Source organism: Stenotrophomonas sp. NPDC077420, assembly GCF_044543385.1.
Taxonomy (GTDB): domain Bacteria; phylum Pseudomonadota; class Gammaproteobacteria; order Xanthomonadales; family Xanthomonadaceae; genus Stenotrophomonas.
Genome location: NZ_JBITVZ010000006.1, coordinates 40,184 through 65,952, shown reverse-complemented (window position 1 = coordinate 65,952; position 25,769 = coordinate 40,184). Strand labels below are relative to the sequence as shown.

At 67.8% G+C, this 25,769-nt stretch carries 26 protein-coding genes; 12 read left to right on the top strand and 14 right to left on the bottom strand.

Going from position 1 to position 25,769, the window contains the following annotated elements; genetic code table 11:
- Positions 1-129 precede the first annotated feature (129 nt).
- From htpG to ACIGII_RS08110, 4 genes are all read left to right on the top strand, one after another.
- Positions 130-2,028: a molecular chaperone HtpG gene (gene htpG / locus ACIGII_RS08125; RefSeq protein ID WP_399636592.1), complete on the top strand. Its 1,899-nt coding sequence runs from the start codon at positions 130-132 to the stop codon at positions 2,026-2,028.
- Between the two features lie 423 nt (positions 2,029-2,451).
- Positions 2,452-3,771, top strand: a complete 1,320-nt coding sequence (ftsY, locus tag ACIGII_RS08120; protein WP_399636595.1) for a signal recognition particle-docking protein FtsY — start codon at positions 2,452-2,454, stop codon at positions 3,769-3,771.
- A gap of 16 nt (positions 3,772-3,787) precedes the next feature.
- Complete coding sequence (mutY, locus tag ACIGII_RS08115) at positions 3,788-4,930, top strand: A/G-specific adenine glycosylase (protein ID WP_399636598.1); 1,143 nt, start codon at positions 3,788-3,790, stop codon at positions 4,928-4,930.
- Positions 4,931-4,933: 3 nt separating this feature from the next.
- The gene (locus ACIGII_RS08110) at positions 4,934-5,203 is read left to right on the top strand and encodes an oxidative damage protection protein (protein WP_399636600.1); all 270 of its coding nucleotides are present in this window, start codon (positions 4,934-4,936) and stop codon (positions 5,201-5,203) included.
- Positions 5,204-5,258: 55 nt separating this feature from the next.
- Here the strand turns inward: ACIGII_RS08110 and ACIGII_RS08105 are convergent, their stop codons facing one another.
- The 10 genes from ACIGII_RS08105 to ACIGII_RS08060 all read right to left on the bottom strand — a co-directional run bounded on the left by ACIGII_RS08105 (position 5,259) and on the right by ACIGII_RS08060 (position 12,308).
- Positions 5,259-5,717 carry a DUF6491 family protein gene (locus tag ACIGII_RS08105; RefSeq protein ID WP_399636603.1) on the bottom strand — a complete coding sequence of 153 codons (459 nt, stop codon included), beginning with the start codon at positions 5,715-5,717 and terminating at the stop codon, positions 5,259-5,261.
- An 85-nt stretch (positions 5,718-5,802) separates the two neighbouring features.
- Positions 5,803-6,516, bottom strand: a complete 714-nt coding sequence (gene lolD / locus ACIGII_RS08100; protein ID WP_399636606.1) for a lipoprotein-releasing ABC transporter ATP-binding protein LolD — start codon at positions 6,514-6,516, stop codon at positions 5,803-5,805.
- Entirely contained in the window at positions 6,509-7,750 is a 1,242-nt protein-coding gene (locus tag ACIGII_RS08095) for a lipoprotein-releasing ABC transporter permease subunit (protein WP_399636610.1), read from the bottom strand. Before ACIGII_RS08095 ends, lolD begins: the two co-directional genes overlap by 8 nt.
- 34 nt (positions 7,751-7,784) lie before the next feature.
- Positions 7,785-8,222 carry a hypothetical protein gene (locus ACIGII_RS08090; RefSeq protein WP_399636612.1) on the bottom strand — a complete coding sequence of 146 codons (438 nt, stop codon included), beginning with the start codon at positions 8,220-8,222 and terminating at the stop codon, positions 7,785-7,787.
- Entirely contained in the window at positions 8,173-8,421 is a 249-nt protein-coding gene (locus ACIGII_RS08085; RefSeq protein WP_399636615.1) for a succinate dehydrogenase assembly factor 2, read from the bottom strand. Before ACIGII_RS08085 ends, ACIGII_RS08090 begins: the two co-directional genes overlap by 50 nt.
- Positions 8,422-8,625: 204 nt before the next feature.
- Positions 8,626-9,411, bottom strand: a complete 786-nt coding sequence (locus tag ACIGII_RS08080; protein WP_399636618.1) for a succinate dehydrogenase iron-sulfur subunit — start codon at positions 9,409-9,411, stop codon at positions 8,626-8,628.
- 69 nt (positions 9,412-9,480) lie between these two features.
- A complete protein-coding gene (sdhA, locus tag ACIGII_RS08075) occupies positions 9,481-11,271 on the bottom strand; it encodes a succinate dehydrogenase flavoprotein subunit (protein ID WP_399657483.1) in 1,791 nt (596 codons plus the stop codon).
- Between the two features lie 31 nt (positions 11,272-11,302).
- Entirely contained in the window at positions 11,303-11,689 is a 387-nt protein-coding gene (sdhD, locus tag ACIGII_RS08070; RefSeq protein WP_399636623.1) for a succinate dehydrogenase, hydrophobic membrane anchor protein, read from the bottom strand.
- Positions 11,686-12,078, bottom strand: a complete 393-nt coding sequence (gene sdhC, locus ACIGII_RS08065; protein ID WP_399636626.1) for a succinate dehydrogenase, cytochrome b556 subunit — start codon at positions 12,076-12,078, stop codon at positions 11,686-11,688. The genes sdhD and sdhC overlap by 4 nt, the downstream gene beginning before the upstream one ends.
- Positions 12,079-12,134: 56 nt before the next feature.
- Complete coding sequence (locus tag ACIGII_RS08060; RefSeq protein ID WP_145477964.1) at positions 12,135-12,308, bottom strand: DUF1674 domain-containing protein; 174 nt, start codon at positions 12,306-12,308, stop codon at positions 12,135-12,137.
- 39 nt (positions 12,309-12,347) lie between these two features.
- Between ACIGII_RS08060 and ACIGII_RS08055 the strand changes: the two genes are divergently transcribed.
- Positions 12,348-13,211 carry a YgfZ/GcvT domain-containing protein gene (locus ACIGII_RS08055; protein WP_399636629.1) on the top strand — a complete coding sequence of 288 codons (864 nt, stop codon included), beginning with the start codon at positions 12,348-12,350 and terminating at the stop codon, positions 13,209-13,211.
- A 137-nt stretch (positions 13,212-13,348) separates the two neighbouring features.
- Here the strand turns inward: ACIGII_RS08055 and ACIGII_RS08050 are convergent, their stop codons facing one another.
- Positions 13,349-14,443, bottom strand: a complete 1,095-nt coding sequence (locus tag ACIGII_RS08050) for an ABC transporter ATP-binding protein (RefSeq protein WP_399636632.1) — start codon at positions 14,441-14,443, stop codon at positions 13,349-13,351.
- Between the two features lie 352 nt (positions 14,444-14,795).
- On the opposite strand from ACIGII_RS08050, the gene zwf reads away from it, so the two are divergent.
- From zwf to ACIGII_RS08025, 5 genes are all read left to right on the top strand, one after another.
- Positions 14,796-16,235: a glucose-6-phosphate dehydrogenase gene (zwf, locus tag ACIGII_RS08045; protein WP_399636635.1), complete on the top strand. Its 1,440-nt coding sequence runs from the start codon at positions 14,796-14,798 to the stop codon at positions 16,233-16,235.
- Positions 16,232-17,239, top strand: a complete 1,008-nt coding sequence (gene glk / locus ACIGII_RS08040) for a glucokinase (protein WP_399636637.1) — start codon at positions 16,232-16,234, stop codon at positions 17,237-17,239. The genes zwf and glk overlap by 4 nt, the downstream gene beginning before the upstream one ends.
- A complete protein-coding gene (gene pgl / locus ACIGII_RS08035) occupies positions 17,236-17,958 on the top strand; it encodes a 6-phosphogluconolactonase (protein ID WP_399636639.1) in 723 nt (240 codons plus the stop codon). The genes glk and pgl overlap by 4 nt, the downstream gene beginning before the upstream one ends.
- A gap of 45 nt (positions 17,959-18,003) precedes the next feature.
- On the top strand, positions 18,004-19,920 hold the full coding sequence (gene edd / locus ACIGII_RS08030) for a phosphogluconate dehydratase (protein WP_399636641.1): 1,917 nt from the start codon (positions 18,004-18,006) through the stop codon (positions 19,918-19,920).
- A gap of 296 nt (positions 19,921-20,216) precedes the next feature.
- Entirely contained in the window at positions 20,217-20,876 is a 660-nt protein-coding gene (locus ACIGII_RS08025) for a bifunctional 4-hydroxy-2-oxoglutarate aldolase/2-dehydro-3-deoxy-phosphogluconate aldolase (protein ID WP_399636644.1), read from the top strand.
- Positions 20,877-20,929: 53 nt separating this feature from the next.
- Here ACIGII_RS08025 and ACIGII_RS08020 read toward each other — a convergent pair whose 3' ends face one another.
- The 3 genes from ACIGII_RS08020 to ispG form a co-directional block, all read right to left on the bottom strand.
- Positions 20,930-21,577: a response regulator gene (locus tag ACIGII_RS08020; RefSeq protein ID WP_399636647.1), complete on the bottom strand. Its 648-nt coding sequence runs from the start codon at positions 21,575-21,577 to the stop codon at positions 20,930-20,932.
- Between the two features lie 234 nt (positions 21,578-21,811).
- Positions 21,812-22,519: a phosphatase PAP2 family protein gene (locus ACIGII_RS08015; protein WP_399636650.1), complete on the bottom strand. Its 708-nt coding sequence runs from the start codon at positions 22,517-22,519 to the stop codon at positions 21,812-21,814.
- Entirely contained in the window at positions 22,500-23,765 is a 1,266-nt protein-coding gene (ispG, locus tag ACIGII_RS08010; protein WP_399636652.1) for a flavodoxin-dependent (E)-4-hydroxy-3-methylbut-2-enyl-diphosphate synthase, read from the bottom strand. The genes ACIGII_RS08015 and ispG overlap by 20 nt, the downstream gene beginning before the upstream one ends.
- 132 nt (positions 23,766-23,897) lie before the next feature.
- Here ispG and ACIGII_RS08005 point away from each other — a divergent pair, with 132 nt between their 5' ends.
- Complete coding sequence (locus ACIGII_RS08005; protein WP_399636748.1) at positions 23,898-25,124, top strand: ATP-binding protein; 1,227 nt, start codon at positions 23,898-23,900, stop codon at positions 25,122-25,124.
- The gene (locus ACIGII_RS08000) at positions 25,121-25,699 is read left to right on the top strand and encodes a response regulator transcription factor (protein WP_399636655.1); all 579 of its coding nucleotides are present in this window, start codon (positions 25,121-25,123) and stop codon (positions 25,697-25,699) included. Before ACIGII_RS08005 ends, ACIGII_RS08000 begins: the two co-directional genes overlap by 4 nt.
- Positions 25,700-25,769 lie beyond the last annotated feature (70 nt).

Sequence of the window (25,769 nt, the reverse complement as noted above, 5' to 3'; positions counted from 1 at the left end):
TCCGCCGCCGCCTCCAGCCACACAGGGCGTGGCGCCACATGGGGGAACCTTGAAAACCGGGTCCTGCACCCCTACCCCTTGAGCCAGCCGCCGCGCCGGGCGCGGCACCGTCCAAGGAGCATTCCACCGATGACCGAGCAGACCCACAAAGAAACCCTGGGCTTCCAGACCGAAGTGAAGCAACTGCTGCAGCTGATGATCCACTCGCTGTACTCCAACAAGGAAATCTTCCTTCGCGAGCTGATCTCCAACGCCGCCGATGCCTCGGACAAGCTGCGCTTCGAAGCGCTGACCCAGCCGGATTTGCTGGAGAACGGCGGTGAGCTGCGCATCCAGGTCAGCGTCGATCCGCAGGCGCGCACCGTCACCATCGACGACAACGGCATCGGCATGAGCCGCGACGAGGCCATTGCCCACCTGGGCACCATCGCCAAATCCGGCACCGGCGACTTCCTGCGCCAGCTCTCCGGCGACCAGAAGAAGGATTCGCAGCTGATCGGCCAGTTCGGCGTCGGCTTCTACAGCGCCTTCATTGTCGCCGACCAGGTGGATGTGTACTCGCGCCGCGCCGGCCTGCCGTCCAGCGAGGGCGTGCACTGGTCCTCGCGTGGCGAAGGCGAGTTCGACGTGGAAACCATCGACAAGCCCGAGCGCGGCACCCGCATCGTGCTGCACCTGAAGGACGACCAGCAGGACTTCGCCGATGCCTGGCGCCTGCGCGGCATCATCAAGAAGTACTCCGACCACATCGGCCTGCCGATCCAGATGGCCAGGGAACACCACGGCGACGACGCCCCGGCCGACGTCGAGTGGGAGACCGTCAACCGCGCCAGTGCGCTGTGGACCCGCCCGCGCACCGAGATCAGCGATGTGGAGTACCAGGAGTTCTACAAGCACACCGCGCACGACCACCAGGACCCGCTGGCGTGGAGCCACAACAAGGTCGAAGGCAAGCTGGAGTACACCTCGCTGCTGTATGTGCCGGCGCACGCCCCCTTCGACCTGTACCACCGCGACGCGCCCAAGGGCCTGAAGCTGTACGTGCAGCGCGTGTTCGTGATGGACCAGGCCGAACAGTTCCTGCCGCTGTACCTGCGTTTCATCAAGGGCGTGGTCGATTCCAACGACCTGTCGCTGAACGTGTCGCGCGAAATCCTGCAGTCCGGCCCGGTCATCGACTCGATGAAGTCGGCGCTGACCAGGCGTTCGCTGGACATGCTGGAGAAGCTGGCCGCCGACAAACCCGAGGTGTACGCCGGGTTCTGGAAGCAGTTCGGCCAGGTGCTGAAGGAAGGCCCCGCCGAGGACTTCAACAACCGCGAGAAGATCGCCGGCCTGCTGCGTTTCGCCTCCACCCATGACGCCAGCGGCGAGCAGAGCGTATCGCTGGCCGACTATGTGGGCCGCATGATCGAAGGCCAGGACAAGATCTACTTCCTGACCGGCGAGAGCCACACCCAGGTCAAGGACAGCCCGCACCTGGAAGTGTTCCGCAAGAAGGGCATCGAAGTACTGCTGCTGACCGACCGCATCGACGAGTGGCTGATGGGTTACCTGACCGAGTTCGACGGCAAGTCGTTCGTCGATGTCGCCCGCGGCGACCTGGACCTGGGCGCGCTGGAAACCGCGGAAGACAAGCAGGCGCAGGAAGCGGCGGCCAAGGACAAGCAGGGCCTGGTGGAGCGCCTGAAGAGCGCGCTGGGCGATGACGTGGCCGACGTGCGGGTATCGCATCGCCTGACCGATTCGCCGGCGATCCTGGCCATCGGCGCACAGGACCTGGGCCTGCAGATGCGCCAGATCCTGGAAGCCAGCGGCCAGAAGGTGCCGGAGAGCAAGCCGGTGTTCGAGTTCAATCCCGGCCACCCGCTGATCGGCAAGCTGGACCAGGAGGCCGACGCCGGCCGCTTCGGCGACCTGAGCCGGGTACTGTTCGACCAGGCCGCGCTGGCGGCGGGCGATACGCTGAAGGACCCGGCGGCGTACGTGCGCCGGTTGAACAAGTTGTTGTTGGAATTGTCGGCCTGAGCGGCGTACCGACCAACGGTCGGTACCTACCGTGATCTGCGGCGTACCGGCCAACGGTCGGTACCTGCCGTGATCTGCGGCGTACCGACCAACGGTCGGTACCTGCCGTGATCTGCGGCGTACCGACCGACGGTCGGTACCTGCCGTGATCTGCGGCGTACCGACCAACGGTCGGTACCTGCCGTGATCTGCGGCGTACCGGCCGACGGTTGGTACCTGCCGTGATCTGCGGCGTACCGACCAACGGTCGGTACCTGCCGTGATCTGCGGCGCACCGATCAACGGTCGGTACCTGCCGTTTCGGGTAGCGCACGACCGTTGGTCGTGCGCAGGCGCCGGCAATACCGCGACCCGCCCGCCGCTCCACGCGGGCCTTACGGGCCCGGGTGGTAGCATATCCCCCTGATTTCAGCGCCGAATCCCATGCTCAGTTTCTTCCGTCGCAAAAAGCCCCAGGACGCTCCGCAGGACGCGCCCAAGACCCAGCACTACACCGCTGAGGAACTGGCCGCCGCGTTCCCGTCCGCCGCCGAGGCCGAACCGGTCGTACCGGCTCCAGCGCCCGCCGTCCCCGCCGTCCCCGCCGCCGCGTCCGCCCCCACGGCAGCACCGGCAGCCCCGGTGGCAACGCCCGGCGCCGACGCAGCCGCCCCGGTGGTTCCCCCGCCGGCCCCGGTCGATGCGCCACGCATCGAAGCCGTGCAGGCCGCACCCACCCCGCTCTATCCGCCGGCCCCGGTCGTGGTCGCCACCGATATCGTGCAGGAAGCGCTGCAGCCGCTGGCCGCCCCGACCGCCTTTGACGAAGCGGCACCCGCCGCGCCGGGCAAGACCGGTTGGCGCGACCGCCTGCGCAACAGCGTCATCGCACGCAGCTTCGGCGGCCTGTTCTCGCGCAATCCCAAGCTCGACGACGACCTGCTGGATGAACTGGAAACCGCGCTGATCACTGCCGATGTCGGCGTGGGTGCCACCACCGCATTGGTGGAAGGCCTGCGCAAGCGCATGAAGGCGCGCGAATTCACCGACGCGAACGCGTTGTTGAAGGCGCTGCGCGCCGACCTGATCGCGATCCTGCAGCCGGTCGCCCGCCCGTTGGTGATCGACCGCAGCGCAAAACCCTTCGTGATCCTCACCGTCGGCGTCAACGGCGTCGGCAAGACCACCACCATCGGCAAGCTGGCCAAGCGCTTCAAGGACGACGGCCACAGCCTGATGCTGGCCGCCGGCGACACCTTCCGCGCCGCCGCCGTGGCGCAGCTGCAGGCCTGGGGCGAGCGCAACGGCGTGGCCGTGGTCGCGCAGGGCCAGAACGCCGACGCCGCGTCGGTGGCGTTCGATGCGCTGCAGGCCGGCAAGGCCCGTGGCACCGACGTGCTGATCGCCGATACCGCCGGCCGCCTGCACACCCAGGGCGGGTTGATGAACGAGCTGGGCAAGATCCGCCGCGTGCTCGGCAAGATCGATGAAACCGCACCGCACGAGGTGCTGATGGTCATTGATGGCACCACCGGCCAGAACGCGCTTTCGCAGCTGCGCCAGTTCCATGCCGCAGTGAACGTCACCGGCCTGGTGGTGACCAAGCTGGACGGCACCGCCAAGGGTGGCGTGGTGTTCGCATTGGCCCGCGAATTCGGCATTCCCATCCGCTTCGCCGGCATCGGCGAGCGTCCTGAAGACCTGCGCGTGTTCGATCCGGAAGCGTTCGTGGACGCATTGCTGCCGGAAGCGCTGGGCGGCTGAGCACACCGCAGGCCCCATGCCCCGCCAGCGACCCGCCAGCGACACACCCGCCCCCCGGGATGCCTTCGTCGGGCGGCTGCTGCCGTGGTTCGACGGGCATGGCCGGCATGACCTGCCGTGGCAGCATCCGCGCACGCCGTACCGGGTGTGGCTGTCGGAAATCATGCTGCAGCAGACCCAGGTCGCCACGGTCATTCCGTACTTCCTCAAATTCCTGACCGTGTTCCCCACCCTGCCCGACCTTGCCGCCGCCAGCAACGACGCGGTGATGGCGCAGTGGGCGGGGCTGGGCTACTACGCCCGCGCGCGCAACCTGCATGCCGCCGCGCAACGGTGTGTCGAACTGCACGGCGGCGACCTGCCACGTGACGTCGATGCTCTGCATGCACTGCCGGGCATCGGACGCAGCACCGCCGGGGCGATCCTCAGCCAGGCCTGGAACGACCGCTTCGCGATCCTCGATGGCAACGTCAAGCGCGTGCTCACCCGCTATCACGGCATCGAGGGGTTCCCGGGCCTGCCGGCGGTGGAGAAAGTCCTGTGGGCGCTGGCACAAGGTCACGTGGAGCATGTGCCGGACCGACGCCTGGCCGATTACACCCAGGCGCAGATGGACCTGGGCGCCACGATCTGCACCCGCAGCCGGCCCGCCTGTGCGATCTGCCCACTGCAGGACGACTGCGTGGCGCGCCGCGAAGGCCGCACCGACCAGCTGCCCACGCCGAAGCCCAGCAAGGTGCTGCCCGAGCGGGAGGCGGTGGCGCTGCTGCTGCGCGATGCGCAAGGGCGTGTGCTGCTGCAGAAGCGGCCGGACACCGGCATCTGGGCACAGCTGTGGACGCTGCCGCAGGCCGACAGCGGCAGTGCACTGCAGGACTGGTTCGACGTGCATGTGCTCGGTTCGCTGGAGGACGCCGAGGAACTGCCGGTGCTCCTGCACACCTTCAGCCACTATCGACTGCACCTGCAGATCCTGGCGCGGCGGGTTGACGGCCTGCGCCAGGCACCGCCCGGGCTGCGCTGGGTGTCGGCGCAGGAGCTGCCTGCGCTGGGCCTGCCGGCCCCGATCCGCAAGCTGCTCGAGACCGGCAGCCCGCCGCCGCTCCCGCCCGCACGCCGTAAACTACGCGCTGCAACGACTTGGAAGACCATCGAGTAGCCCATGCCCCGCACCGTTTTCTGCCAGTACGAACAACGCGACACCGAAGGACTCGACTTCGTGCCCTATCCCGGCGCGCTGGGCCAGCGCATCTTCAACGAGATCGGCAAGAGTGCCTGGTCCAAGTGGCTGGCCCACCAGACCATGCTGATCAACGAGAACCGGCTCTCGCCCCGCGACCCGAAGCATCGCGCGTTCCTGGAAGAAGAGCTGGTGAAGTACCTCTTCAGCGGTGGCGCCGAGACGCCGGCCGGCTACGTGCCCGAGGCCTGACAGCCGTGGGTAGCGCACGACCGTTGGTCGTGCGACCGTGGGTCGTGCGACCGACCTATTCCACCGGCGGCGTCTGCCCTGCTTCGCGCTCCTGGACCTGCGCCTGGCGCATTTCCTGTTCCGACGCGCGCAGCGCCTTGACGTCCAGCCTGCGGATGCTGCCGATGAAGCACGGCACCGTCGGGCCGCTGTTGGGGTCGCGCACCAGCACCCGGTCGAAGCGCGACGACACCTGGCCGGACTGGCTGGTCAGCCCGATCGCGGTGGCATAGCTGAGGCCGTAGCACGGGCCGCGCAGTTCGATCAGGTAGGCCTCGCTCGGACGCGTCCAGACCGCCAGCGCGCTGTCGCCCAGTTCGGTCCATCCGTTGAGCGAGCCGAAGTACTGCATCGATTGCTGCGGCGGACCGGCATGGGCGCGGTACAGCGCCAGGCGCTCGGCACTGGTCAGGCGGCCGGTGGCGCAACCGGACAGCAGCATGCCCAGGGCAATCAAGGCGATCAGGCGTTTCATGGCACCTCCAGGCGGTCGATACGCCGATGATGGACCGGCCGGGGCGCGGCCGCTGCCCCGCCCCGCCAGCCGTTCAGCCGCCAGCTCAGACCTGGTCGTGGGCCAGGGCGTGCAGGCGACCTTCGCGCAGTTCCAGTACCCGGTCCAGCTTGCGCGCCAGGCTGCGGTCGTGGGTCACCAGCACCAGGCTGGTGTGGTGCGCCCGATTCAGCTCCAGCATCAGTTCGAACACGGTCGCAGCGGTCTTGTCGTCCAGGTTGCCGGTCGGCTCGTCGCCGAGCACGCAGGCCGGGCGGTTGACCAGCGCGCGCGCCACCGCGGCACGCTGGCGCTCGCCACCGGACAGTTCGCCCGGCTTGTGCTCCAGCCGGTGGCCCAGGCCCACCGATTCCAGCAGCGCCTGCGCGCGGCCCCGGGCGTCGGGCACGGCGTCACCGCCCAGCAGCACCGGCATCATCACGTTTTCCAGCGCGGTGAACTCGGGCAGCAGGTGGTGGAACTGGTACACGAAGCCCAGCGCGCGGTTGCGCAGGCGGCCACGCTGCCCATCGGACAGCGCCGACATCTGGTTGCCGGCCACGAACACTTCGCCGGCGGTGGGCGTATCCAGCCCGCCCAACAGGTGCAGCAGCGTGCTCTTGCCGGCGCCGGAGGCACCGATGATGGCCACGGTCTCGCCGGCAGCCACGCTCAGGTCCAGGCCGTTGAACACCGGGGTCTGCATGCGTCCTTCGGCGTAGGTCTTGGCCAGGCCCTGGGCACGGATCACTTCGTCGCCGCGGTTGATCGGCTCATTCATAGCGCAGGGCCTCGGCCGGCTGGGTGCGGGCAGCGCGCCACGCGGGATACAGGGTGGCGAGGAAGCTCATGACCAGCGCGACCACGGTGATGATGACGATGTCCGGGGTCTGCATGTCGGTCGGCAGGCCGGTGATGTAATAGACGTCTTCGGGCAGCAGCTTGACGTTGAACAGGGTCTCGATCGCACCGAGGATGCGCTCCAGGTTCAAGGTCAACGTGATGCCGCCGACCACGCCGAGCACGGTGCCGAAGATGCCGATCAGCGAGCCCTGCACCATGAACACCTGCATGACCCCGCTGGGGGTCAGGCCCAGCGTGCGCAGGATCGCGATGTCGGCCTGCTTGTCGGTCACCAGCATGACCTGCGAGGACACCAGGTTGAACGCGCCCATGGCGATGATCAGCGAGAGCAGGATGCCCATCACCACCTTTTCCATGCGCAGCGAGTGGTACAGGTTGGCGTTCTGCCTGGTCCAGTCGCTGACCCGGTAGGCGCCACCCAGCGCCTGCGCCAGGTCGTAGCCAACGTCGAACGCCTTGTCCATGTCGTGCAGCTTCAGCCGCACGCCGGTCACCCCGTCCATGCGCAGCACGCGCTCCAGGTCGGCCATGTTGGCGTAGGCCACGCCGCGGTCGATCTCGTTGTAGCCGGCCTCGAAGATGCCGCTGACAGTAAACCGCTTCAGCCGCGGCATCGCGCCCATCGGCGTGCCCTGCACTTCGGCCAGGGTCACCAGCACGGTGTCGCCCACGTCCACGCCAAGCCACAGCGCCAGTTCCTGGCCGACCAGCAGGTTGTAGCTGCCTTCGGTCAGGCTGTCGAAGCTGCCCTTCTTCACCTTGGTGTTGATCACCGAAACCGCGGGCTCCAGCTTCGGATCGATGCCCTGCACGATCGCCCCCTGCACGCGCGGGCCGCTGAGCATCGCCTGGATCTCGATGTACGGCGCGGCGCCGGCCACGCGCGGATCCTTGTGGGCCACGTCGAGGGTGCGCTGCCAGTCCGACATCGGCGCGCCGTCGGTGGTGACCGTGGTATGCGCGGTCATCTGCAGCAGGCGGTCGCGGATCTCCTTCTGGAAGCCGCTCATCACCGCCAGGGTGGTGATCAGCACGGTCACGCCCAGCGCGATGCCGAGGATCGAGGCCATGGAGATGAAGGAGATGAAGCCGTTGCGGCGCTTGGCCCGCAGATAGCGCAGGCCGATGGACACGGGGATGGGTTTGAACATGCAGGTACGCCGGACAATTCAGGCTATGGTGCCATCACGGACGTGAACGGGAAATGGGACGGGACCGGATCGCCAGCCGGAGTTCACGCCGCCGGGTGGCCGTCAGCGTATCGGGCCAGAACAGGCAGGCCTGGCGGCGGCCGTGGCAGCGCCAGCACAGCTGCAGCAGCGGACCGCGGTCGTGCAGGGCCAGGGCCTCCACCGGCTGCCCGTCGACGCAGGCAGGGCGGTCGCTGGCGGGAATGACAATGGCGTGGGGCCGTCGGCGGGCGTAGCGCCAGGCCTGACCTGACACAATCGCGGCGGCCAGCAGGCCCAACGGCCACTGTGCCAGCGGGGGCAGTGCGCTGGCATGCGCCACCCACGGCATCAGTGCGGCGAACAGCAGGTGCGCGGCGAGCTGCCAGCGCGAGGGGCGCCACTCAAGCCGGCAGGGCGCGGATCCGGGCGATGAGGTCGGCGAGCTGGGCATCGGGACATCCCTCGTAACCCATGAACCAGCGCCACAATTTATCGTCTTCGCAGTCGAGCAGGCGCAGGAAAACCTCGCGCTCGTCGGTAGGCGCACTGGGCCACTGGCGGTCGAGATACCGCTCGAACAGCTGGTCCAGCTCGCGCATGCCGCGACGGCAGCGCCAGCGGAGTTTCTTCAGGAGGGTTGCTTCGTCCATTTTCCGGGTTTCCAGACTAGAGCACGTCATCCGAGTGCGCGGCAGTACACGGGCGCGTGGCGACGCGCTGAAAACAAAGGCGCCCCCAATGTCAAGGGGGCGCGGCTCCACCAGTTTCCATCATTACCGCCTGGGACACGCACGGCGTGTCGCTACGCGGGTCAATCCACCGTAGTGACACGCCACGCGTGTCACCCGCCTTCCTCAGGCGCGGCGCGCCATCATCAGCTTCTTGATCTCGGCGATCGCCAGCGCCGGGTTCAGGCCCTTCGGGCAGGTCCGGGCGCAGTTCATGATGGTGTGGCAGCGGTACAGCTTGAACGGATCTTCCAAATCGTCCAGGCGCGCACCGGTGTCTTCATCGCGCGAGTCGATGATCCAGCGGTAGGCCTGCAGCAGGATCGCCGGGCCCAGGTAACGCTCGCCGTTCCACCAGTAGCTCGGGCAGCTGGTCGAGCAGCACGCGCACAGGATGCACTCGTACAGCCCGTCGAGCTTCTTGCGGTCTTCCGGCGACTGCAGGCGCTCGCGGTCCGGCGGCGCCGGTGTCTGGGTGCGGATCCACGGCTTGATCGACGCGTACTGGGCGTAGAAATGCGTCAGGTCCGGCACCAGGTCCTTGATCACGCTCATGTGCGGCAGCGGGTAGATCGGCACTTCGGCCTTGCCGCAGTCGGCAATGGCACGGGTGCAGGCCAGGGTGTTGGTGCCGTCGATGTTCATCGCGCACGAACCGCAGATACCCTCGCGGCACGACCGGCGGAAGGTCAGGGTCGGGTCGATCTCGTTCTTGATCTTGATCAGCGCGTCCAGGACCATCGGGCCGCAGGCGTCCAAGTCGATCTCGTACGTATCGGTGCGCGGATTGCTGTCGTCGTCGGGACTCCAGCGGTAGACCTTGAAGGTACGCAGGTTCTTGCCACCGCTCTTGGCGGGGAAGTGCTTGCCCTTCGTGATCTTGGAATTCTTTGGCAGGGAAAACTCGGCCATGGCTGCTCTCGTTGGCTCAGGCGGCCCGCGCCCTCAAGGCGCGGATTGCATGGTAGGCGGGGGTCGCGATCAGTACACGCGCGGCTTCGGCGGCACCACGGCAACCTCGTCGGTCAGCGTGTACATGTGCACCGGACGGTAATCGAAGCTGCACTTGCCGGTGTCGTCGACACTGACCAGGGTGTGCTTGTGCCAGTTGACGTCGTCGCGGTCCGGATAATCCTCGTGCGCGTGCGCACCACGGCTTTCCTTGCGCTGTTCGGCCGAGTTGATCGTCGCCACCGCGTTGAGCAGCAGGTTGTTCAGCTCGTAGGTTTCGATCAGGTCCGAGTTCCAGACCAGCGAACGGTCGCTGACCTTCACGTCCTGGAACGAATCGAACACCTGCGCCATCTTCGCGCAGCCTTCCTTCAGCGTTTCGCTGGTACGGAACACGGCCGCGTCGGCCTGCATGGTGCGCTGCATGTTGTCGCGGATGACCGAGGTCGGGGTGTCGCCGTTGGCGTAGCGCAGCTTGTCCAGCAGGCCCAGGGCCTTGTCGCAGGCGTCCGCGGCCAGCGGCTTGTGGGTCGCGCCGGGCTTGATCGTTTCGGCACAGCGGTTGGCCACCGCACGACCGAACACCACCAGGTCCAGCAGCGAGTTCGAGCCGAGGCGGTTGGCACCGTGCACCGACACGCAGGCCGCCTCGCCGATCGCGTACAGGCCCGGGACCACGGCATCGTTGTTGTCGCCGACCTTGCGCACCACTTCGCCATGGAAGTTGGTCGGGATGCCGCCCATGTTGTAGTGCACGGTCGGGATGACCGGGATCGGCTGCTTGTGCACGTCGACGCCGGCGAAGATGCGGGCGCTTTCGGCGATGCCCGGCAGCTTCTCGTCGATCACGCCCGGGCCGAGGTGGGTCAGGTCGAGCAGGATGTGGTCCTTGTGCTCGCCGACGCCGCGGCCTTCGCGGATCTCAATGGTCATCGAACGGGCCACCACGTCGCGCGAGGCCAGGTCCTTGTAATGCGGTGCGTAGCGTTCCATGAAGCGCTCGCCGTTGCTGTTGCGCAGGATGCCGCCTTCACCGCGGACACCCTCGGTGATCAGGCAGCCCGCGCCGTAGATGCCGGTCGGGTGGAACTGCACGAACTCCATGTCCTGCATGGCGATGCCGGCGCGCCTGCCCAGGCCGCCCCCGTCGCCGGTGCAGGTATGCGCCGAGGTGGCGCTGAAGTAGGCACGGCCATAGCCGCCGGTGGCCAGCACCACGCCCTGGGCGCGGAACAGGTGCAGCGAGCCGTCGGACATGTCCAGCGCGAGCACGCCGCGGCAGGCACCTTCTTCATCGAAGATCAGGTCCAGCGCGAAGTACTCGATCATGAAGCGCGCATCGTGCTTCAGCGACTGCTGGTACAGGGTGTGCAGCATGGCGTGGCCGGTACGGTCGGCGGCCGCGCAGGTACGCTGCGCCGCCGGGCCTTCGCCGTACTTGGTGGTCATGCCACCGAACGGGCGCTGGTAGATCTTGCCCTCTTCGGTGCGGCTGAACGGCACGCCGTAGTGTTCCAGCTCGATGATCGCCGGGATCGCCTCGCGGCACATGTACTCGATGGCGTCCTGGTCGCCCAGCCAGTCCGAGCCCTTGATGGTGTCGTAGAAGTGGTAGCGCCAGTCGTCTTCGCCCATGTTGCCCAGCGCGGCGGAGATACCGCCCTGCGCGGCCACGGTGTGCGAACGGGTCGGGAAGACCTTGGTCAGGCAGACCGTCTGCAGGCCCTTGGCGGCAAGGCCGAACGTGGCGCGCAGACCGGCACCGCCGGCGCCCACCACGACCATGTCGTACTTGTGTTCGGTAATCTTGTAAGCGGACATCTACTCTGGATTCCTGTCTTGGTGCCTGGACTCAGGCAACGCCGAGCGCAATGCGGGCGACCGCAAAAACACTGACGATCGCGCCGAGCACGGCGATGAACTTCACCGTGGTCTGCAGCGCCAGGGCCAGCAGCGAGTTGTGGATATAGTCTTCCAGCACGACCTGCAGGCCGATCTGGGCGTGCCAGAACATGGCCACCAGGAAGCCGACCAGCAGGATGGCGTTCCACGGTTTGGACACGGCATCGGCGGCGGTCAGGTAATCGGCGTTGATCAGGCCCAGCACGAAGACCAGGAACCAGATCGTCAGCGGCACCAGCGCGGTGGCGGTCAGGCGCTGCAGCACGAAATGCTCGGTGCCGGTCTTGGCCGCGCCCAGGCCGCGCACGTTCTTCAGCGGGGTACGGAACTTGTTCATGCGGCGGCTCCGAGGAAGACGTAGGCCCAGACCAGCGCGGTGATCACCAGGCTGGCGAACACCGACAGCCAGCTGCTGCGCACGAAGGCGGGAATGCTGAAGCCGATCGCGAAGTCCTGCACGATGTGGCGGATGCCGTTGCACAGGTGGTAGGCGAACGACCACGTCCATGCGAACAGGAACAGCTTGCCGTACCAGCTGCCGGCGTGGCCGGTGAAGCAGTTCCAGGATTCAGGACCCATCATCAGGGCGAGCAGGCCGCCCGCGATGATCAGGGCTCCAACAGACAGAAAGATGCCGGTGGCTCGATGCAGGATCGAGGTGGCCATCTGGATCTGCCAGCGATACACCTGAAGGTGCGGGGAAAGGGGACGTTCTCTGGCGGCCATTCGCTGGGCTCGTTGTCTCGGCTGGGCGGCACAATGCCGCGTTGGCTCAATGCTGATCAGAAATCGATGCAGCGTCCGTTTTTCTCCCAGTCTCCATACCGCACCGGATCAAGTCCGCCGCGGCCGCCGATCTCCACAGGCACCTCCGGCGTCGGGACGAGCGTCTGCTCTTCCGGCACCAGCGGGGCTTCAGGTTCGGAATCTGGAGTGGGGGTTGTTTGGCCTATCATGGGTGGTCTCGCAACGCACAAATTTTAGACCCCGTTCACGTGCCTGACAACCTGCCCATGGATTTCATCGGTTTCAAGCGTCTTTCCGGTCACGCGCTGCTCAGTCTGCGCGGCACCGAAGCGGCGCTGTTCGCCCACGCCCAATTCTCCAGCGATGTCACCGCCCTGCCCCCCGGGCACTGGCAGTGGAGCGCCTGGCTGAGCGCCAAGGGCCGCACCCTGTCTGTGTTTCAGCTGTTGAAGGTAGACGCCGGGCACGTGCTGCTGGTGCTGGCCAACGGCGATGCCGATGCGATTGCGTCGCAGTTGCAGCGTTTCGTGTTCCGCCGGAAGGTGAAGATCGAGATCCGCGATGATCTGGTCGTGGCCGGCAGCTTCACTGCGCCGGAAGCGGCCAGCGGGGCCGCGATTGCGCAGCATGGCGAGGTGATGGCGCTGGACGTGGGCAGCGACGCGCTGCCGCGGACCCTGACGATCGGCCCGCTGCCACCCGATATGGACGCGCCTGACCCTGCCTTCGCATTGGCCTGGCGCCAGTCCGACCTGCGCTATGGACTGCCGCGCCTGGACCCGGACCAGCGCGAGCAGTGGACCCCGCAGCAGTTGGGGTTGGACCGGTTGAACGGCTACAGCGTGAAGAAGGGCTGCTACCCCGGCCAGGAAATCGTGGCGCGCACGCATTTCCTGGGCAAGGCCAAGCGGGCGTTGCAGTTGCTGCGCGTGGCCGAAGGCGTCGAGAGCGGCGCCAAGGTGCAGCGGGACGGGGCGGATACCGGTACCGTGGCCAGCGTGGCAGGCGACCTGGCGTTGGCGGTGTTGCCGCTGGAAATGCCCGAAGGCGCGTTGCGCATCAACGGCGTTGAGGCCCACCCGGTCCCGTTGCTGGACGGTCTGGCCCGGTGAGGGGGCCTGTGTCACGACCAACGGTCGTGACCTGCCTCTGGTGCCCTGTCACGACCAACGGTCGTGACCTACCTCTGCCGCGGCGCGTTCCGGACGGTTTGCCGGTAGGTCACGACCGTTGGTCGTGACCCGAGGCCTCACGCGTCGTGGTTCAACCGCTCGCCGGACTCCGCATCGAAGAAATGCAGCCCCTGCGGCTGGATCGCCACGCGGATCGTGCCGCCCACCGCCGGCAACGCCTGCGGCGCCACGCGCATCACCAGCGGCTGGCCACCGTGGGTCATGTTGACGAAGATCTCGTTGCCCACCGGCTCGATTCCGTCGATCACCGCCTCGAACGCGGTCGCATCGCCTGCGGCCGCCGGCTGCAGGTGCTCCGGGCGCACGCCCACCGCCAGGGTCCGCCCGATCCAGGCCGGCTCGATCGTCGCCGCACCCAGCGGCGCACGCAGCGCGCCGTCCCGCACGACCACGCCGGCCTCGCCCTGCTGCAGGGTGCCGCGCAGCACGTTCATCGCGGGACTGCCGAGGAACCCGGCCACGAACAGATTGGCCGGGCGGTCATACAGCGCCATCGGCGTGTCGATCTGCTGGATCACCCCGTCCTTGAGCACCACGATGCGCTGGCCCAGGGTCATCGCCTCGACCTGGTCGTGGGTCACGTAGATCATCGTCGTGCCGAGCTTGCGGTGCAGCTGCGCGATCTCGGTACGCACGCTGTGGCGCAGCTTGGCATCGAGGTTGGACAGCGGTTCGTCCAGCAGGAACACCGCCGGTTCGCGTACCAGGGCGCGGCCCAACGCCACGCGCTGACGCTGGCCGCCGGACATCGCCTTGGGCAGCTTGTCCAGCATGTCGGTCAGGCCCAGGGTCTGCGCCGCTTCGTCGACCCGCTTGGCGATGGTGGCCTTGTCGTGGCCGCGCAGCTTCAGCCCGAAGGCGAGGTTCTCGGCCACGGTCATGTGCGGATACAGCGCGTAACTCTGGAACACCATGGCGATGTCGCGATCCTTGGGCGCCACGTCGTTGACCACCCGGTCGCCGATGCTCAGCGTGCCGCCGCTGATTTCCTCCAGCCCAGCCACCATGCGCAGCAGGGTCGATTTGCCACACCCCGACGGTCCCACCAGGACCATCAATTCCCCATCGGCCACTTCGAAGGTCGCGCCCTGCACGGCCACCTGGCCGTTGTCGTAAACCTTGCGTACGCCCTGCAACTGCACTTTTGCCATGTCACCCATTCCAGTCCGCCCGCTGCCGGGCCGTTGTGCGGAACTGCCGTCGGCCCTCCCGATGGCAGCGCGATGGCGTGGTGCCGCATGACGGCGACCACTGCAATCGAATACAGTCTGCGCATTCTGCCATGTAAACGTTTTCACGTGGCAGTATCCAATGGTCGGTCGTGGCCGTGTCGAATCCAGGGAGAGACATTCTCCCGATTCGCCCGTGACATGCCCCATCATGCGTGGGTACGCGCCTGTTCATGCTGCACAGCAACAACTGGACACCGCCACCTGCTGGACCCCCGAGAACATAGACGAGAAGCGATTGACAACGATGTCACCCGGATCTGAAACTCGAGCGATGCACGACACCCTCTTCCTGTTCGGCGCCACCGGCGACCTCGCCCAGCGCTACCTGTTCCCTTCGTTGCTGCGCCTGCTGGGCGACGGCCTGCTGCCGGAAAACTTCAAGATCCGCGCCCTGGCGCTGTCGGCACATGACACCGACGCGTTCCGCGACATCCTGCGTCCGCGTCTGCAGCAGGCCATGCCGAGTGCGAGCCTGGACTCCATCCAGTCGCTGCTCGAGCGCATCGACTACCGGTCGGTCGACCTGCGCGATGCGCACTCGGTGGCCGAATCGGTACGCGACCTGGTCCACGGCAACTGCGTAAGCTACCTGGCCATTCCGCCGGGCCTGTACATCTCCACCTGCGAAGGCCTGGCCCTGGGCGGAGCGCTGGCAGCGCCGCACCGGCTGATGCTGGAAAAGCCGATCGGCAGCGACAGCGAGAGCGCCGACCACATCCTGGCCACCATCGGCCAGTGGATCGACGAAGACCGCGTGTTCCGCCTGGATCACTACCTGGGCAAGGCGGCGGTGCAGAACCTGATCGCGCTGCGCTTCGGCAACACGCTGCTGGAGGCGGTGTGGAACCGCAACTACATCGAGTCGGTGCACATCCTGGTCGCCGAGAGCGAAGGCGTGGACGGACGCGATGCGTACTACGCACGCTCCGGCGCGCTGCGCGACATGGTCCAGAGCCACATCCTGCAGCTGCTGTGCCTGGTGGCGATGGAACCGCCGGCGTCGCTGGAAGCCGACCGCGTGCGCGATGAAAAGGTCAAGGTACTGCGCGCGCTGCGTCCGCTGGACGCCCGGCACGCGGCACGCGACAGCGTGCGCGGCCGCTACACCGCCGGCACCATCAACGGCCAGCCGGCCCAGGCTTACCAGCCGCCGGAAGGCAGCGACGTGGAAACCTTCGTCGGGGTCACCGCGCACATCGACAACTGGCGCTGGTCCGGGGTGCCGTTCCACCTGGTCACCGGCAAGCGCCTGGCCGAGCGCACCAGTCGCGTGGTGGTCACGCTCAAGCCGGTCACGCACTGGCTGTTCGAGCGCCCCGCCCGTGCCAACGCGACGCCGAACCGCATCACCTTCCAGCTGCAGCCGCAGGAAAACATCGAGCTGGGCCTGATGAGCAGCCTGGCCGGCCCGGAATGGGGCGCGCTGGAACTGCACCCGCTGGAACTCGAACTGTCGGTACCGACCGGCCTGCACCGCCGCATCGCCTATGAGCGGCTGTTCCTGGACGCCTTCAATGGCAACCACGCGCTGTTCGTGCGCGACGACGAAGTGCGTGCGGCCTGGGCCTGGATCGACAGCGTCAGCGAAGCCTGGAAGGACGCGCAGCTGCCGCTGCAACCCTACCCGGCCGGCGAATGGGGCCCGGAACAGGCGTTCGGCTTCCTCCCCGCCGATGTGGATGCGCAGGCCAGCCGCAAGGATCCGGCATGACGGTGTCGACCCAACCGGCGCTGGTCGCCGACATCGGCGGCACCAACGCCCGCTTCGCGCTCGCCGATACCAGCCTGGCCGCGCCGCTGCTCAATGACAGCATCCGCGAGTTCGTGGTGGCCGACTTCCCGTCGCTGGGCGATGCCGCGCGGCACTATCTGGAACAGATCGGCGCGGAGGCGCGTCGCGGCGTGTTTGCCGTGGCCGGTCGCGTGGATGGCGATGAAGCGCGCATCACCAACCACCCGTGGGTGATCTCGCGCATGCGCACCGCGCACATGCTTGGCTTCGACGAGCTGCACCTGATCAACGATTTCGCCGCGCAGGCAATGGCGATCTCGCTGTTGCAGCCGCAGGACGTGGTCCAGGTCGGCGGTGCGGCGTGGTCGCCGGGCAAGCCCGACCAGCCGCGCAACTATGCGGTGATCGGTCCGGGCACCGGGCTGGGCGTGGGCGGGTTGATCCTGCGCCACGGCCGCTGTTACCCGCTGGAAACCGAAGGGGGCCACGTCAGCTTCCCGCCGGGCACGCCGGAGGAAATCCGCATCCTGGAAATCCTGTCCGAGCAGTTCGGCCGGGTTTCCAATGAACGCCTGATCTGCGGCCCGGGCCTGGTCAACATCCATCGCGCGGTCTGCGAGATGGCCGATGTCGATCCGGGCCAGCTGCAGCCGGTGGACGTCACCGCGCGTGCGCTGCATGGCGATCCGCAGGCGATGCGCACGGTGGATCTGTTCTGCGCGGTGTTCGGCGCGATCGCCGGCGACCTGGTGCTGATCCAGGGCGCGTGGGACGGCGTGTTCCTGACCGGCGGGCTGGTGCCGAAGATGCTCGATTCACTGCAGCATTCCGGCTTCCGCCAGCGCTTCGAACACAAGGGGCGCTTCTCCTCGATCATGGCCCGGGTACCGTCGCTGGCGGTGATGCATCCGCATGCCGGGCTGCTGGGCGCGGCGGCGTATGCCGCCGATCTCGAACGTGACCTGCCAGGAGGCACCGCATGAACGCACTGGACAATACCGGGCGCTTCACCCTGATCCGGCACGGCGATGCCGATGCATGGATCGAGGCCGTTGCCGCCGAGATGGCGCAGAACCTCAACGACGACATCGCCACCGACGGCCGCGCGCGCCTGCTGCTGTCCGGCGGCGGCACCCCGGCGCCGGTGTACCAGGCGCTGGCGGAACTGGACGTGCAGTGGGACCGGGTCGAGGTCAGCCTGGTCGACGAGCGCTGGTTGTCGCCCAGGGACAGCGACAGCAACGCGTGGCTGGTGCGCCAGAACCTGCTCACGCGTGCCGAAGGCGCGCATTTCGAGCCGCTGGTATGGGTTGGCAAGCCGCTGCCCGACTGCGTGCACGACGCCAACCTGCAGGCCCGGCAGGGCCGTCCGCCCAGTCTTGCGGTGCTGGGCATGGGCAACGACGGGCACACCGCGTCGCTGTTCCCGGGCTCGCGCGACCTGGCACGGGCGCTGGAAAGTACCCTGCCCTACGCCGCGCTGGACGCCACCGGCTGTCCTGGTGCCAATCAGTGGCCGCTGCGCATCACCCTGACCCCACGTGGGCTGGGCGACTGCCGCCGGCGCCTGTTGCTGCTCCGTGGCAAGCAGAAGCTGGAAGTGCTGAAGCAGGCACTGGAAAGCAACAACGCCCAGCTGTATCCCATCCTCAACGCGATCGACCTGGCCGGCCCCCGACTGCGCATCCACTGGTGCGACTGAGTCCATGCCCGACCTTTTCTTTCGCCTTCTCATAGCCGGTAGCCAATGAGCCTGCACCCCACTCTCCATGCCATCACCGAACGTATCGTCCGTCGCAGCGCAGCGTCGCGCGCTGCGTACCTGGCCGGTATCGATGCCGCGCTGCGCGATGGTCCGTTCCGTTCGCGCCTGAGCTGCGGCAACCTGGCGCACGGTTTCGCTGCGTGCGGTCCGACCGACAAGAGCCGCCTGCGTGGCGGGGTGACGCCGAACCTGGGCATCATCACTGCCTACAACGACATGCTGTCGGCGCACCAGCCGTTCGAGCACTACCCGGAGATCCTGCGCGAAACGGCGCGCTCGCTGGGCGCGACCGCGCAGGTGGCGGGGGGCGTGCCGGCGATGTGCGACGGGGTCACGCAGGGGCGCGGCGGGATGGAACTGTCGCTGTTCTCGCGCGATGTGATCGCGCAGTCGACGGCGATCGGGCTGAGCCATGACATGTTCGACAGCACGGTCTATCTGGGCGTGTGCGACAAGATCGTGCCTGGGCTGCTGATCGGTGCGCTGGCGTTCGGCCACCTGCCGGCGATCTTCCTGCCGGCCGGCCCGATGACGCCGGGCATTCCGAACAAGCAGAAGGCCGAGGTACGCGAGCGTTACGCGGCGGGCCAGGCCACGCGCGAGGAGCTGCTGGAGGCGGAGTCTGCGTCGTACCACGGCGCGGGCACGTGCACGTTCTACGGCACGGCCAATTCCAACCAGACGCTGCTGGAGGCGATGGGGGTGCAGCTGCCGGGCGCGTCGTTCGTCAATCCAGACACGCCGCTGCGCGATGCGCTGACCCGGCATGCAGCGGCACGGGCGCTGGAGATCTGCGCGCTGGGCGACGATTTCCGTCCGCTGGGGCGGTTGATCGACGAGCGTGCGATCGTCAATGCGGTGGTCACGCTGATGGCCACGGGCGGTTCGACCAACCATACGATCCACTGGATCGCGGTGGCGCGGGCGGCGGGCATCGTGCTGACCTGGGACGACATGGACCAGCTGTCGCAGCTGGTGCCGTTGCTGGCGCGGGTGTACCCGAACGGGGAGGCGGACGTGAACCGCTTCGCCGCGGCGGGCGGCACGGCGTTCGTGTTCCGTGAGCTGATGGACGCGGGGCTGATGCACGCGGACCTGGTGACGGTGGCCGAGGGCGGCATGCGCCAGTACACGCAGGACCCGACGTTGCGCGAGGGCGGACTGAGCTGGGTCGACGGGATCACCGAGAGCGCGGACCGGGAGGTGGTGCGCGGGGTGGCCGAGCCGTTCGAGTCGCAGGGCGGGTTGCGGCTGCTGCGCGGCAACCTGGGCCGTTCGTTGATCAAGCTGTCGGCGGTGAAGCCGCAATACCGGACCATCGAGGCGCCGGCGGTGGTGGTGGATGCGCCGCAGGTCCTGAACAAGCTGCACGCGGCGGGCCTGCTGCCGCAGGATTTCGTGGCGGTGGTGCGTTACCAGGGGCCGCGTGCGAACGGGATGCCGGAGCTGCATTCGCTGGCGCCGCTGCTGGGGCTGCTGCAGAACCAGGGCCGGCGGGTGGCGCTGGTCACGGACGGTCGCCTGTCGGGCGCGTCGGGCAAGTTCCCGGCGGCGATCCACATGACGCCGGAGGCCTCGCGCGGTGGGCCGCTGGCGCGGGTGCGCGAGGGCGACATCATCCGCATGGACGGCGAGGCCGGCACGCTGGAAGTGCTGGTGGATGCGGCCGAGTGGGCGGCACGCGAGCTGGCGCCGAACACGGCACCGGCGGCGCACGACCTGGGCCGCAACCTGTTCGCAATGAACCGCCGCCTGGTCGGTCCGGCCGACCAGGGCGCGATCTCGATCTCGTGCGGCCCGGCCACGGACGACGGCGACATCTGGAACTACGACGCCGAATACGAACTGGGCCACGATGCGGCGGCAGCGTTGGCCCCGCACGAAGCCAAAGACGCCTGACGGTCTACTGCGAAAAGCGGCGGTGGGCTTCACTCCGGTGAGGCAACGGCGGGGGGCCCCTCCGGGACACGCCGTGCATACGTCCATGTAGGCTCGTAGAAAACATCCATGTTTTCTACGGTCCCTGCGGGGCCCCCCGCCGCTGCCTCACGACACATCGCGGCGCCTCACTCGGAGGCGTGTCCCTGGTAGCGCCGACCGTTGGTCGGCCCTCGGGATCCGGGGTGACACTCCGGCAATAGGCAGGCCTTGAACCCTGCCATCCACTGCTTCGAACTACACAAAAAGGCTTCCCCATGACCATCGCCGAACATCAAAAACGCGCTGAATCCCTCCTCCAAGCCGCCGGCATCCTGCCGGTCGTTACCGTGCATACCCTCGACCAGGCACGCGCGGTCAGCGCGGCGTTGCTGGAAGGTGGCCTGCCGGCGATCGAGCTGACCCTGCGTACGCCGGTGGCGATGGAGGCGTTGGCGATGCTCAAGCGCGAGCTGCCGGACGTGGTGGTGGGTGCGGGCACGGTGCTGACGGTCGAGCAGATGCAGCAGGCGATCGATGCGGGCGCGGACTTCCTGGTGACGCCGGGCACGCCGGCGTTCATGGCCGATGCACTGGCGGCGGCGCCGTTGCCGGTCGTGCCGGGCGCGGCCTCGCCGACCGAACTGCTGGAGCTGTATCGGCGCGGCTTCCGGGTCTGCAAGCTGTTCCCGGCGTCGGCGGTGGGTGGGCTGGCGATGATCAAGGGCCTGGCCGGCCCGATTCCGGACCTGAAGCTGTGCCCGACCGGCGGCATCACGGAAACGACGGCGGCCGAGTACCTGGAGCAGAAGAACGTGGTCTGCATCGGCGGTTCGTGGATGGTGCCGGGCAACTGGATCGAAAACGGCGAGTGGGACAAGGTGCGCGAAAGCGCTGCCGGTGCGGCGAAGATCGTGGCACGGGTGCGCTCGCACTGAACGAAAAATGCCCGGCGATGCCGGGCATTCTTTTTACCGCTGCGAGGCGGCGTTCACATCGGCCGGGCCGGATCCACCAGGCCGTACTGGCTCGCCATCCGGGCCAATGCGATGTTGTCGTGGATGCCCATCTTCTCGAACAGGCGCGCCTTGTGCGTGTTGACGGTCTTGGCGCTCAGGCTGAGGCGCTTGGCGATGTCTTCCTGGCGCAGCCCCTGGGTGAGCAGGAGCGCTACTTCGAGCTCGCGCGGGGACAGGCTGTCGAACGGCGACTGCGTGCCTTCAACGTTCGACAGGGCCATGTTCTGGGCGATGCTGCTGCCCAGGTAACGCCGGCCGAGCGCGGCGTCGCGCACCGCACGCAGCAGTTCCTGGGCATCGCAGGCCTTGCCGATGTAGCCCGACGCGCCGGCTTCGAGCAGGCGCTTGGGCATGGGGCCGTCTTCCAGCACGGAGACGATCACCACGCGGGTGCCGTGGTCGCCACGCACCACGCGCTCGGTCACTTCCATGCCGCTCACGCCGGGCAGGTGCAGGTCGCACAGCACCACGTCGGGGCGCAGCTGGCGGATCGCGGGCAGCGCGTCTTCCCCGGACTCGGCCTCGCCCACCACGTCGATGTCCGTTTCCTTGGACAGGATCATCTTCATGCCGGTCCGCACCAGCGCGTGATCGTCCACCAGATACACTCGAATCGTCATCCCACCCACCCTGTTCCAAACGCTGCAAATCCGGGGCAAGCCTAGCCCCGGGGTCCTGCGATAACAAGGAAGATCGATCCCCATCAGCGCGTTCTGGTGCCCGCATCACAAACGAAATGGGCTACCCCTGCCCCATGCCTCTCGTCCAGGCCAAATCGGTATATGGGACCTATCAGAGTCCACAGTCGCCGCTGCCGCTTCCAGCCTGCCTGCACGGACCGCAGGTGCAGGCGGTCAGTCGGCGCGCCGCCAGGGATGGCGGCGACGGAACATCACCAGGAAGCACCCTACCACCCAAACCAGTGCGGCACACCATCCGGCCAGGATGTCGGAAGGATAATGCACGCCCAGGTAGATCCGGGACAGGCTGACCGCGCCGGCGAACAGCACGCCGAACACCACCGCCGGCCAGCGCCAGCGGGTGTTCCAGGCCAGCAGGACCAGCACCGCGGCCAGGGTCATCGAGCCCATGGCGTGGCCGCTGGGGAAGCTGTAGGTACTTTCCGGGGCGATCGACTCCCACAGGGTGGGCCGGTCGCGCTGGAAGAACTGCTTGCTGCCGATGTTGAGCAGGGCCGAGCCGGCGAAGCTGAGCGCGGCGAAGCTGGCTTCGCGCCAGCGCCGGCGCAGCAGCAGGACCAGCACGATCAGGATGTCGGCCGGGATCACCCCCCACTGGTAGCCGATCCGGGAAATGAACACGAACGCGGCATCCAGGCTGGGCCGGGCCACGTCATGCATTTTCCACAACAGCGGGGCGTCGAAGTAAAACGCCTCCAGCTCGTGCACTTCGTCGGCCAGCGCCACGAACCCGGCCAGCGGCAGCAACACGCCGGCAAACAGCAGCACGAAGCGCCAGGCATTGCCGGCCATCCACTGGCGGAACCCAGCGGCCGGTTCAGGGGCCGCCAGCACGGTGGGCTTATCCGACGCTTCGGACATACTTGCGTTCGACGTACGCGTCGATCAGGGCCACGAATTCCTGGGCGATGTTGTCACCGCGCAGGGTCACGGTCTTTTCGCCATCCACGAACACCGGTGCGGCCGGGGTTTCACCGGTGCCGGGCAGCGAGATGCCGATGTTGGCGTGGCGCGATTCGCCCGGCCCGTTGACGATGCAGCCCATCACCGCCAGCGTCATGTTCTCGGCGCCGGGATGGCTCACCTTCCATTCGGGCATCTTGCCACGCACGTGGTTCTGCACGACCTTGGCCAGCTCCTGGAAGAACTCGGAGGTGGTGCGGCCGCAGCCCGGGCACGCGGTGACCAGCGGGGTAAAGGCGCGCTGGCCGGTGGTCTGCAGCAGTTCCTGGGCGACGATCACTTCCTGCGTGCGCGACTGGCCCGGTTCGGGCGTCAGCGAAATGCGGATGGTGTCGCCGATCCCCTCCTGCAGCAGCACGGCCAGCGCCGCCGAGGAAGCGACGATGCCCTTGCTGCCGATGCCGGCTTCGGTCAGGCCCAGGTGCAGGGCGAAGTCCGAACGCTGGGCCAGGTCACGGTACACCGCGATCAGTTCCTGCACGCCGCTGACCTTGGCCGACAGCACGATGCGATCGCGCGGCAGGCCCAGTTCCACGGCGGTGTGGGCCGAGTCCAGCGCCGAGCGGATCAGCGCTTCGCGCAGCACCCGGCCGGCGTCCCAGGGCTGGGCGCGCTGGCTGTTTTCGTCCATCAGGCGCGCGGCCAGCGACTGGTCCAGCGAGCCCCAGTTGGCACCGATGCGCACCGGCTTGTCGTAGCGGATCGCGAACTCGATCAGCTGCGCGAACTGGGTGTCCTTCTTCTTGCCGAAGCCCACGTTGCCCGGGTTGATCCGGTACTTGGCGAGCGCTTCGGCGCAGGCCGGCTCCTGGGTCAGCAGCTGGTGGCCGTTGTAATGGAAGTCGCCGATCAGGGGGACGTCGATCCCCATCATCCGCAGCTTCTCCACGATACGCGGGATGGCCGCGGCGGATTCGGGATTGTTGACGGTCAGCCGCACCATTTCCGAGCCGGCCCGCCACAGTTCGGCCACCTGCTTGACGCTGGAGGCGACGTCGGCGGTATCGGTGTTGGTCATCGACTGCACCACCACGGGCTTGCCCCCGCCCACGACCACGCCGCCGATACGGACGGCCTGGGTCTGGCGGCGGGCCCACACGGTGGTGTCGGAGGGTTGGGTCGGTTGGCTGACGGCGTCGTGCATCCAGGCATTTTAGCGCGCCAAGCGCACCGGTAGGTGCCGACCGTTGGTCGGCACTCATTTTCGCCATGGAGCGGCCCGATGCGGCCGATTGTCGCAGGCAGCCGGCCGCGCAAGCGCATACGATGGCAGCCGATGACCGGTACCGACGCCCCCTTCCTCCGCACCCTGTGCAGCCTGCGCTGGCTGGCCGTGGCCGGCCAGGCCGCGACCATCCTGGTGGCCAGCCAGGTCCTGGGCCTGGAACTGCCGCAGCTGCCGCTGTGGTCCGGGGTGCTGGTGCTGATCCTGTTCAATCTCTACGCGCAGTTGCGGGTGCTGGATGCCGATACCGCGCCGCTGACCGCCTTCTGCCACATCCTGGTGGACGTGGCGGTGCTGACCTGGATGGTCGGCTGGAGCGGCGGGGTCGCCAACCCGTTCGGCTCGCTGTTCCTGATCCTGATCGCGCTGGCCGCACTGGCGCTGCCGGTGCGCTGGACGCTGGCGGTGGCCGCGGCGTGCCTGATCGGCTATGCGGTCAGCGGCATGTTCGGCAAGCCGCTCCCGCACGGGTACTTCACCGCCATGGACCTGCACCAGTGGGGCGTGGTGGCCAACTTCCTGCTGTCGGCGGCGGTCGTGCTGGCGTTCGCCACGCGCCTGGCGATGGCGTTGCGCCGGCGCGAGCACGAACTGGCATTGCTGCGCGAGCGCTTCGCGCGCAACGAGGGCATCGTGGCGCTGGCCACGCATGCGGCGTCGGTCGCGCATGAACTCAATACGCCGCTGGCGACCATGACCCTGCTGGCCGATGACATCGCCGACCAGACCGACAACCCGGAAGTGCGCGATGACGTGGATACGCTGCGCGAGCTGCTGGTCCAGTGCCGCGAGCGCGTGCTGGCGCTGGCCCGCCCGGCCGCCGGCCAGGCGCGCGGCGACGCGCCGGTGACGCTGCCGCAGGTGCTGGAGCAGTGGCGGCTGGTGCGACCCACCATCACCCTCCGGCGCAACGACGATGCCCCGCTGCAGCTCCCGCTGGACCCGGGCATCGGGCACCTGCTGATGGTGCTGCTCAACAATGCCGCCGACGCCGGGGAACAGGCCGAGCGGCCGCAGGTGGACCTCACGCTGCGCATCGAGGGCCGCGACCTGATCGGCGAAGTCCGCGATTACGGCCGGGGCTTCGATGCGCGCGATGCGGTGCTGCCCGGTACCCTGTTCAACAGCGGCAAGACCCAGGGCATGGGCGTGGGCCTGGCCCTGTCCCACGCCACCATCGAGCGCCTGGAAGGCGAGTTGTGGATGCGCCCGGCGCAAGGCGCCGGCACCCGCGTCGGCTTCCGCCTGCCCCTGGCCGCACCGGAGATTTCGCAATGAATACCCCCACCCTGCCCGCCTCCAGCCACGGCCTGCTGGTCGACGACGATGAACTGTACCTGCGCACGCTGCAGCGCAGCCTGGCCCGCAAGGGTCTTGAAACCGTAACCGCGAGCGACATCGCCTCGGCACTGCTGCTGGCCCGGCAACAGCCGCCGGCCTACGCGCTGATCGACCTGAAGCTGGGCGCGGAATCGGGGCTGGCGTTGATCCAGCCGCTGCGGGCGTTGCGCGAAGACATGCGGATCCTGCTGGTGACCGGTTACGCCAGCATTGCCACCGCGGTGGAGGCGATCAAGCTGGGCGCCGATGACTACCTGCCCAAGCCGGCCACGGTGCCGATGATCCTGCGTGCGTTGGGCGAGGAAGACGACGGCCCGGCCGACGAGGGCGAGATGGAGCCACCGGATGCGATGACTCCGATCAGCCGGTTGCAGTGGGAACACATCCAGCAGGCGATGCACGAAACGGGCGGCAACGTGTCGGCGGCGGCGCGCCTGCTCGGCATGCACCGGCGTTCATTGCAGAGAAAATTGGCGAAACGGCCAAGCCCGGAGCGCGATCCGACGAGGTAATGGCGGGATCGCGACGCGACGACCAACGGTCGTCGCCTACCGGGATCCCCAAGCAGCGACCCGGTAGGTA

Excerpts from the sequence above, each read along its gene's own strand:
- edd (WP_399636641.1), top strand. The coding sequence starts at position 18,004 with ATGAGCCTGCACCCCACTCTCCATGCCATCACCGAACGTATCGTCCGT.
- htpG (WP_399636592.1), top strand. The coding sequence starts at position 130 with ATGACCGAGCAGACCCACAAAGAAACCCTGGGCTTCCAGACCGAAGTG.
- ACIGII_RS08015 (WP_399636650.1), bottom strand. The coding sequence starts at position 22,519 with ATGTCCGAAGCGTCGGATAAGCCCACCGTGCTGGCGGCCCCTGAACCG.
- ACIGII_RS08095 (WP_399636610.1), bottom strand. The coding sequence starts at position 7,750 with ATGTTCAAACCCATCCCCGTGTCCATCGGCCTGCGCTATCTGCGGGCC.
- sdhA (WP_399657483.1), bottom strand. The coding sequence starts at position 11,271 with ATGTCCGCTTACAAGATTACCGAACACAAGTACGACATGGTCGTGGTG.
- ACIGII_RS08080 (WP_399636618.1), bottom strand. The coding sequence starts at position 9,411 with ATGGCCGAGTTTTCCCTGCCAAAGAATTCCAAGATCACGAAGGGCAAG.
- lolD (WP_399636606.1), bottom strand. The coding sequence starts at position 6,516 with ATGAATGAGCCGATCAACCGCGGCGACGAAGTGATCCGTGCCCAGGGC.
- sdhD (WP_399636623.1), bottom strand. The coding sequence starts at position 11,689 with ATGAACAAGTTCCGTACCCCGCTGAAGAACGTGCGCGGCCTGGGCGCG.
- ACIGII_RS08085 (WP_399636615.1), bottom strand. The coding sequence starts at position 8,421 with ATGGACGAAGCAACCCTCCTGAAGAAACTCCGCTGGCGCTGCCGTCGC.
- ACIGII_RS08105 (WP_399636603.1), bottom strand. The coding sequence starts at position 5,717 with ATGAAACGCCTGATCGCCTTGATTGCCCTGGGCATGCTGCTGTCCGGT.
- ftsY (WP_399636595.1), top strand. The coding sequence starts at position 2,452 with ATGCTCAGTTTCTTCCGTCGCAAAAAGCCCCAGGACGCTCCGCAGGAC.
- ACIGII_RS08020 (WP_399636647.1), bottom strand. The coding sequence starts at position 21,577 with ATGACGATTCGAGTGTATCTGGTGGACGATCACGCGCTGGTGCGGACC.
- ACIGII_RS08050 (WP_399636632.1), bottom strand. The coding sequence starts at position 14,443 with ATGGCAAAAGTGCAGTTGCAGGGCGTACGCAAGGTTTACGACAACGGC.
- ACIGII_RS08090 (WP_399636612.1), bottom strand. The coding sequence starts at position 8,222 with ATGCCCAGCTCGCCGACCTCATCGCCCGGATCCGCGCCCTGCCGGCTT.
- pgl (WP_399636639.1), top strand. The coding sequence starts at position 17,236 with ATGAACGCACTGGACAATACCGGGCGCTTCACCCTGATCCGGCACGGC.
- ACIGII_RS08025 (WP_399636644.1), top strand. The coding sequence starts at position 20,217 with ATGACCATCGCCGAACATCAAAAACGCGCTGAATCCCTCCTCCAAGCC.
- sdhC (WP_399636626.1), bottom strand. The coding sequence starts at position 12,078 with ATGGCCGCCAGAGAACGTCCCCTTTCCCCGCACCTTCAGGTGTATCGC.
- zwf (WP_399636635.1), top strand. The coding sequence starts at position 14,796 with ATGCACGACACCCTCTTCCTGTTCGGCGCCACCGGCGACCTCGCCCAG.
- ACIGII_RS08005 (WP_399636748.1), top strand. The coding sequence starts at position 23,898 with ATGACCGGTACCGACGCCCCCTTCCTCCGCACCCTGTGCAGCCTGCGC.
- ACIGII_RS08060 (WP_145477964.1), bottom strand. The coding sequence starts at position 12,308 with ATGATAGGCCAAACAACCCCCACTCCAGATTCCGAACCTGAAGCCCCG.
- ACIGII_RS08000 (WP_399636655.1), top strand. The coding sequence starts at position 25,121 with ATGAATACCCCCACCCTGCCCGCCTCCAGCCACGGCCTGCTGGTCGAC.
- glk (WP_399636637.1), top strand. The coding sequence starts at position 16,232 with ATGACGGTGTCGACCCAACCGGCGCTGGTCGCCGACATCGGCGGCACC.
- ispG (WP_399636652.1), bottom strand. The coding sequence starts at position 23,765 with ATGCACGACGCCGTCAGCCAACCGACCCAACCCTCCGACACCACCGTG.
- ACIGII_RS08110 (WP_399636600.1), top strand. The coding sequence starts at position 4,934 with ATGCCCCGCACCGTTTTCTGCCAGTACGAACAACGCGACACCGAAGGA.
- mutY (WP_399636598.1), top strand. The coding sequence starts at position 3,788 with ATGCCCCGCCAGCGACCCGCCAGCGACACACCCGCCCCCCGGGATGCC.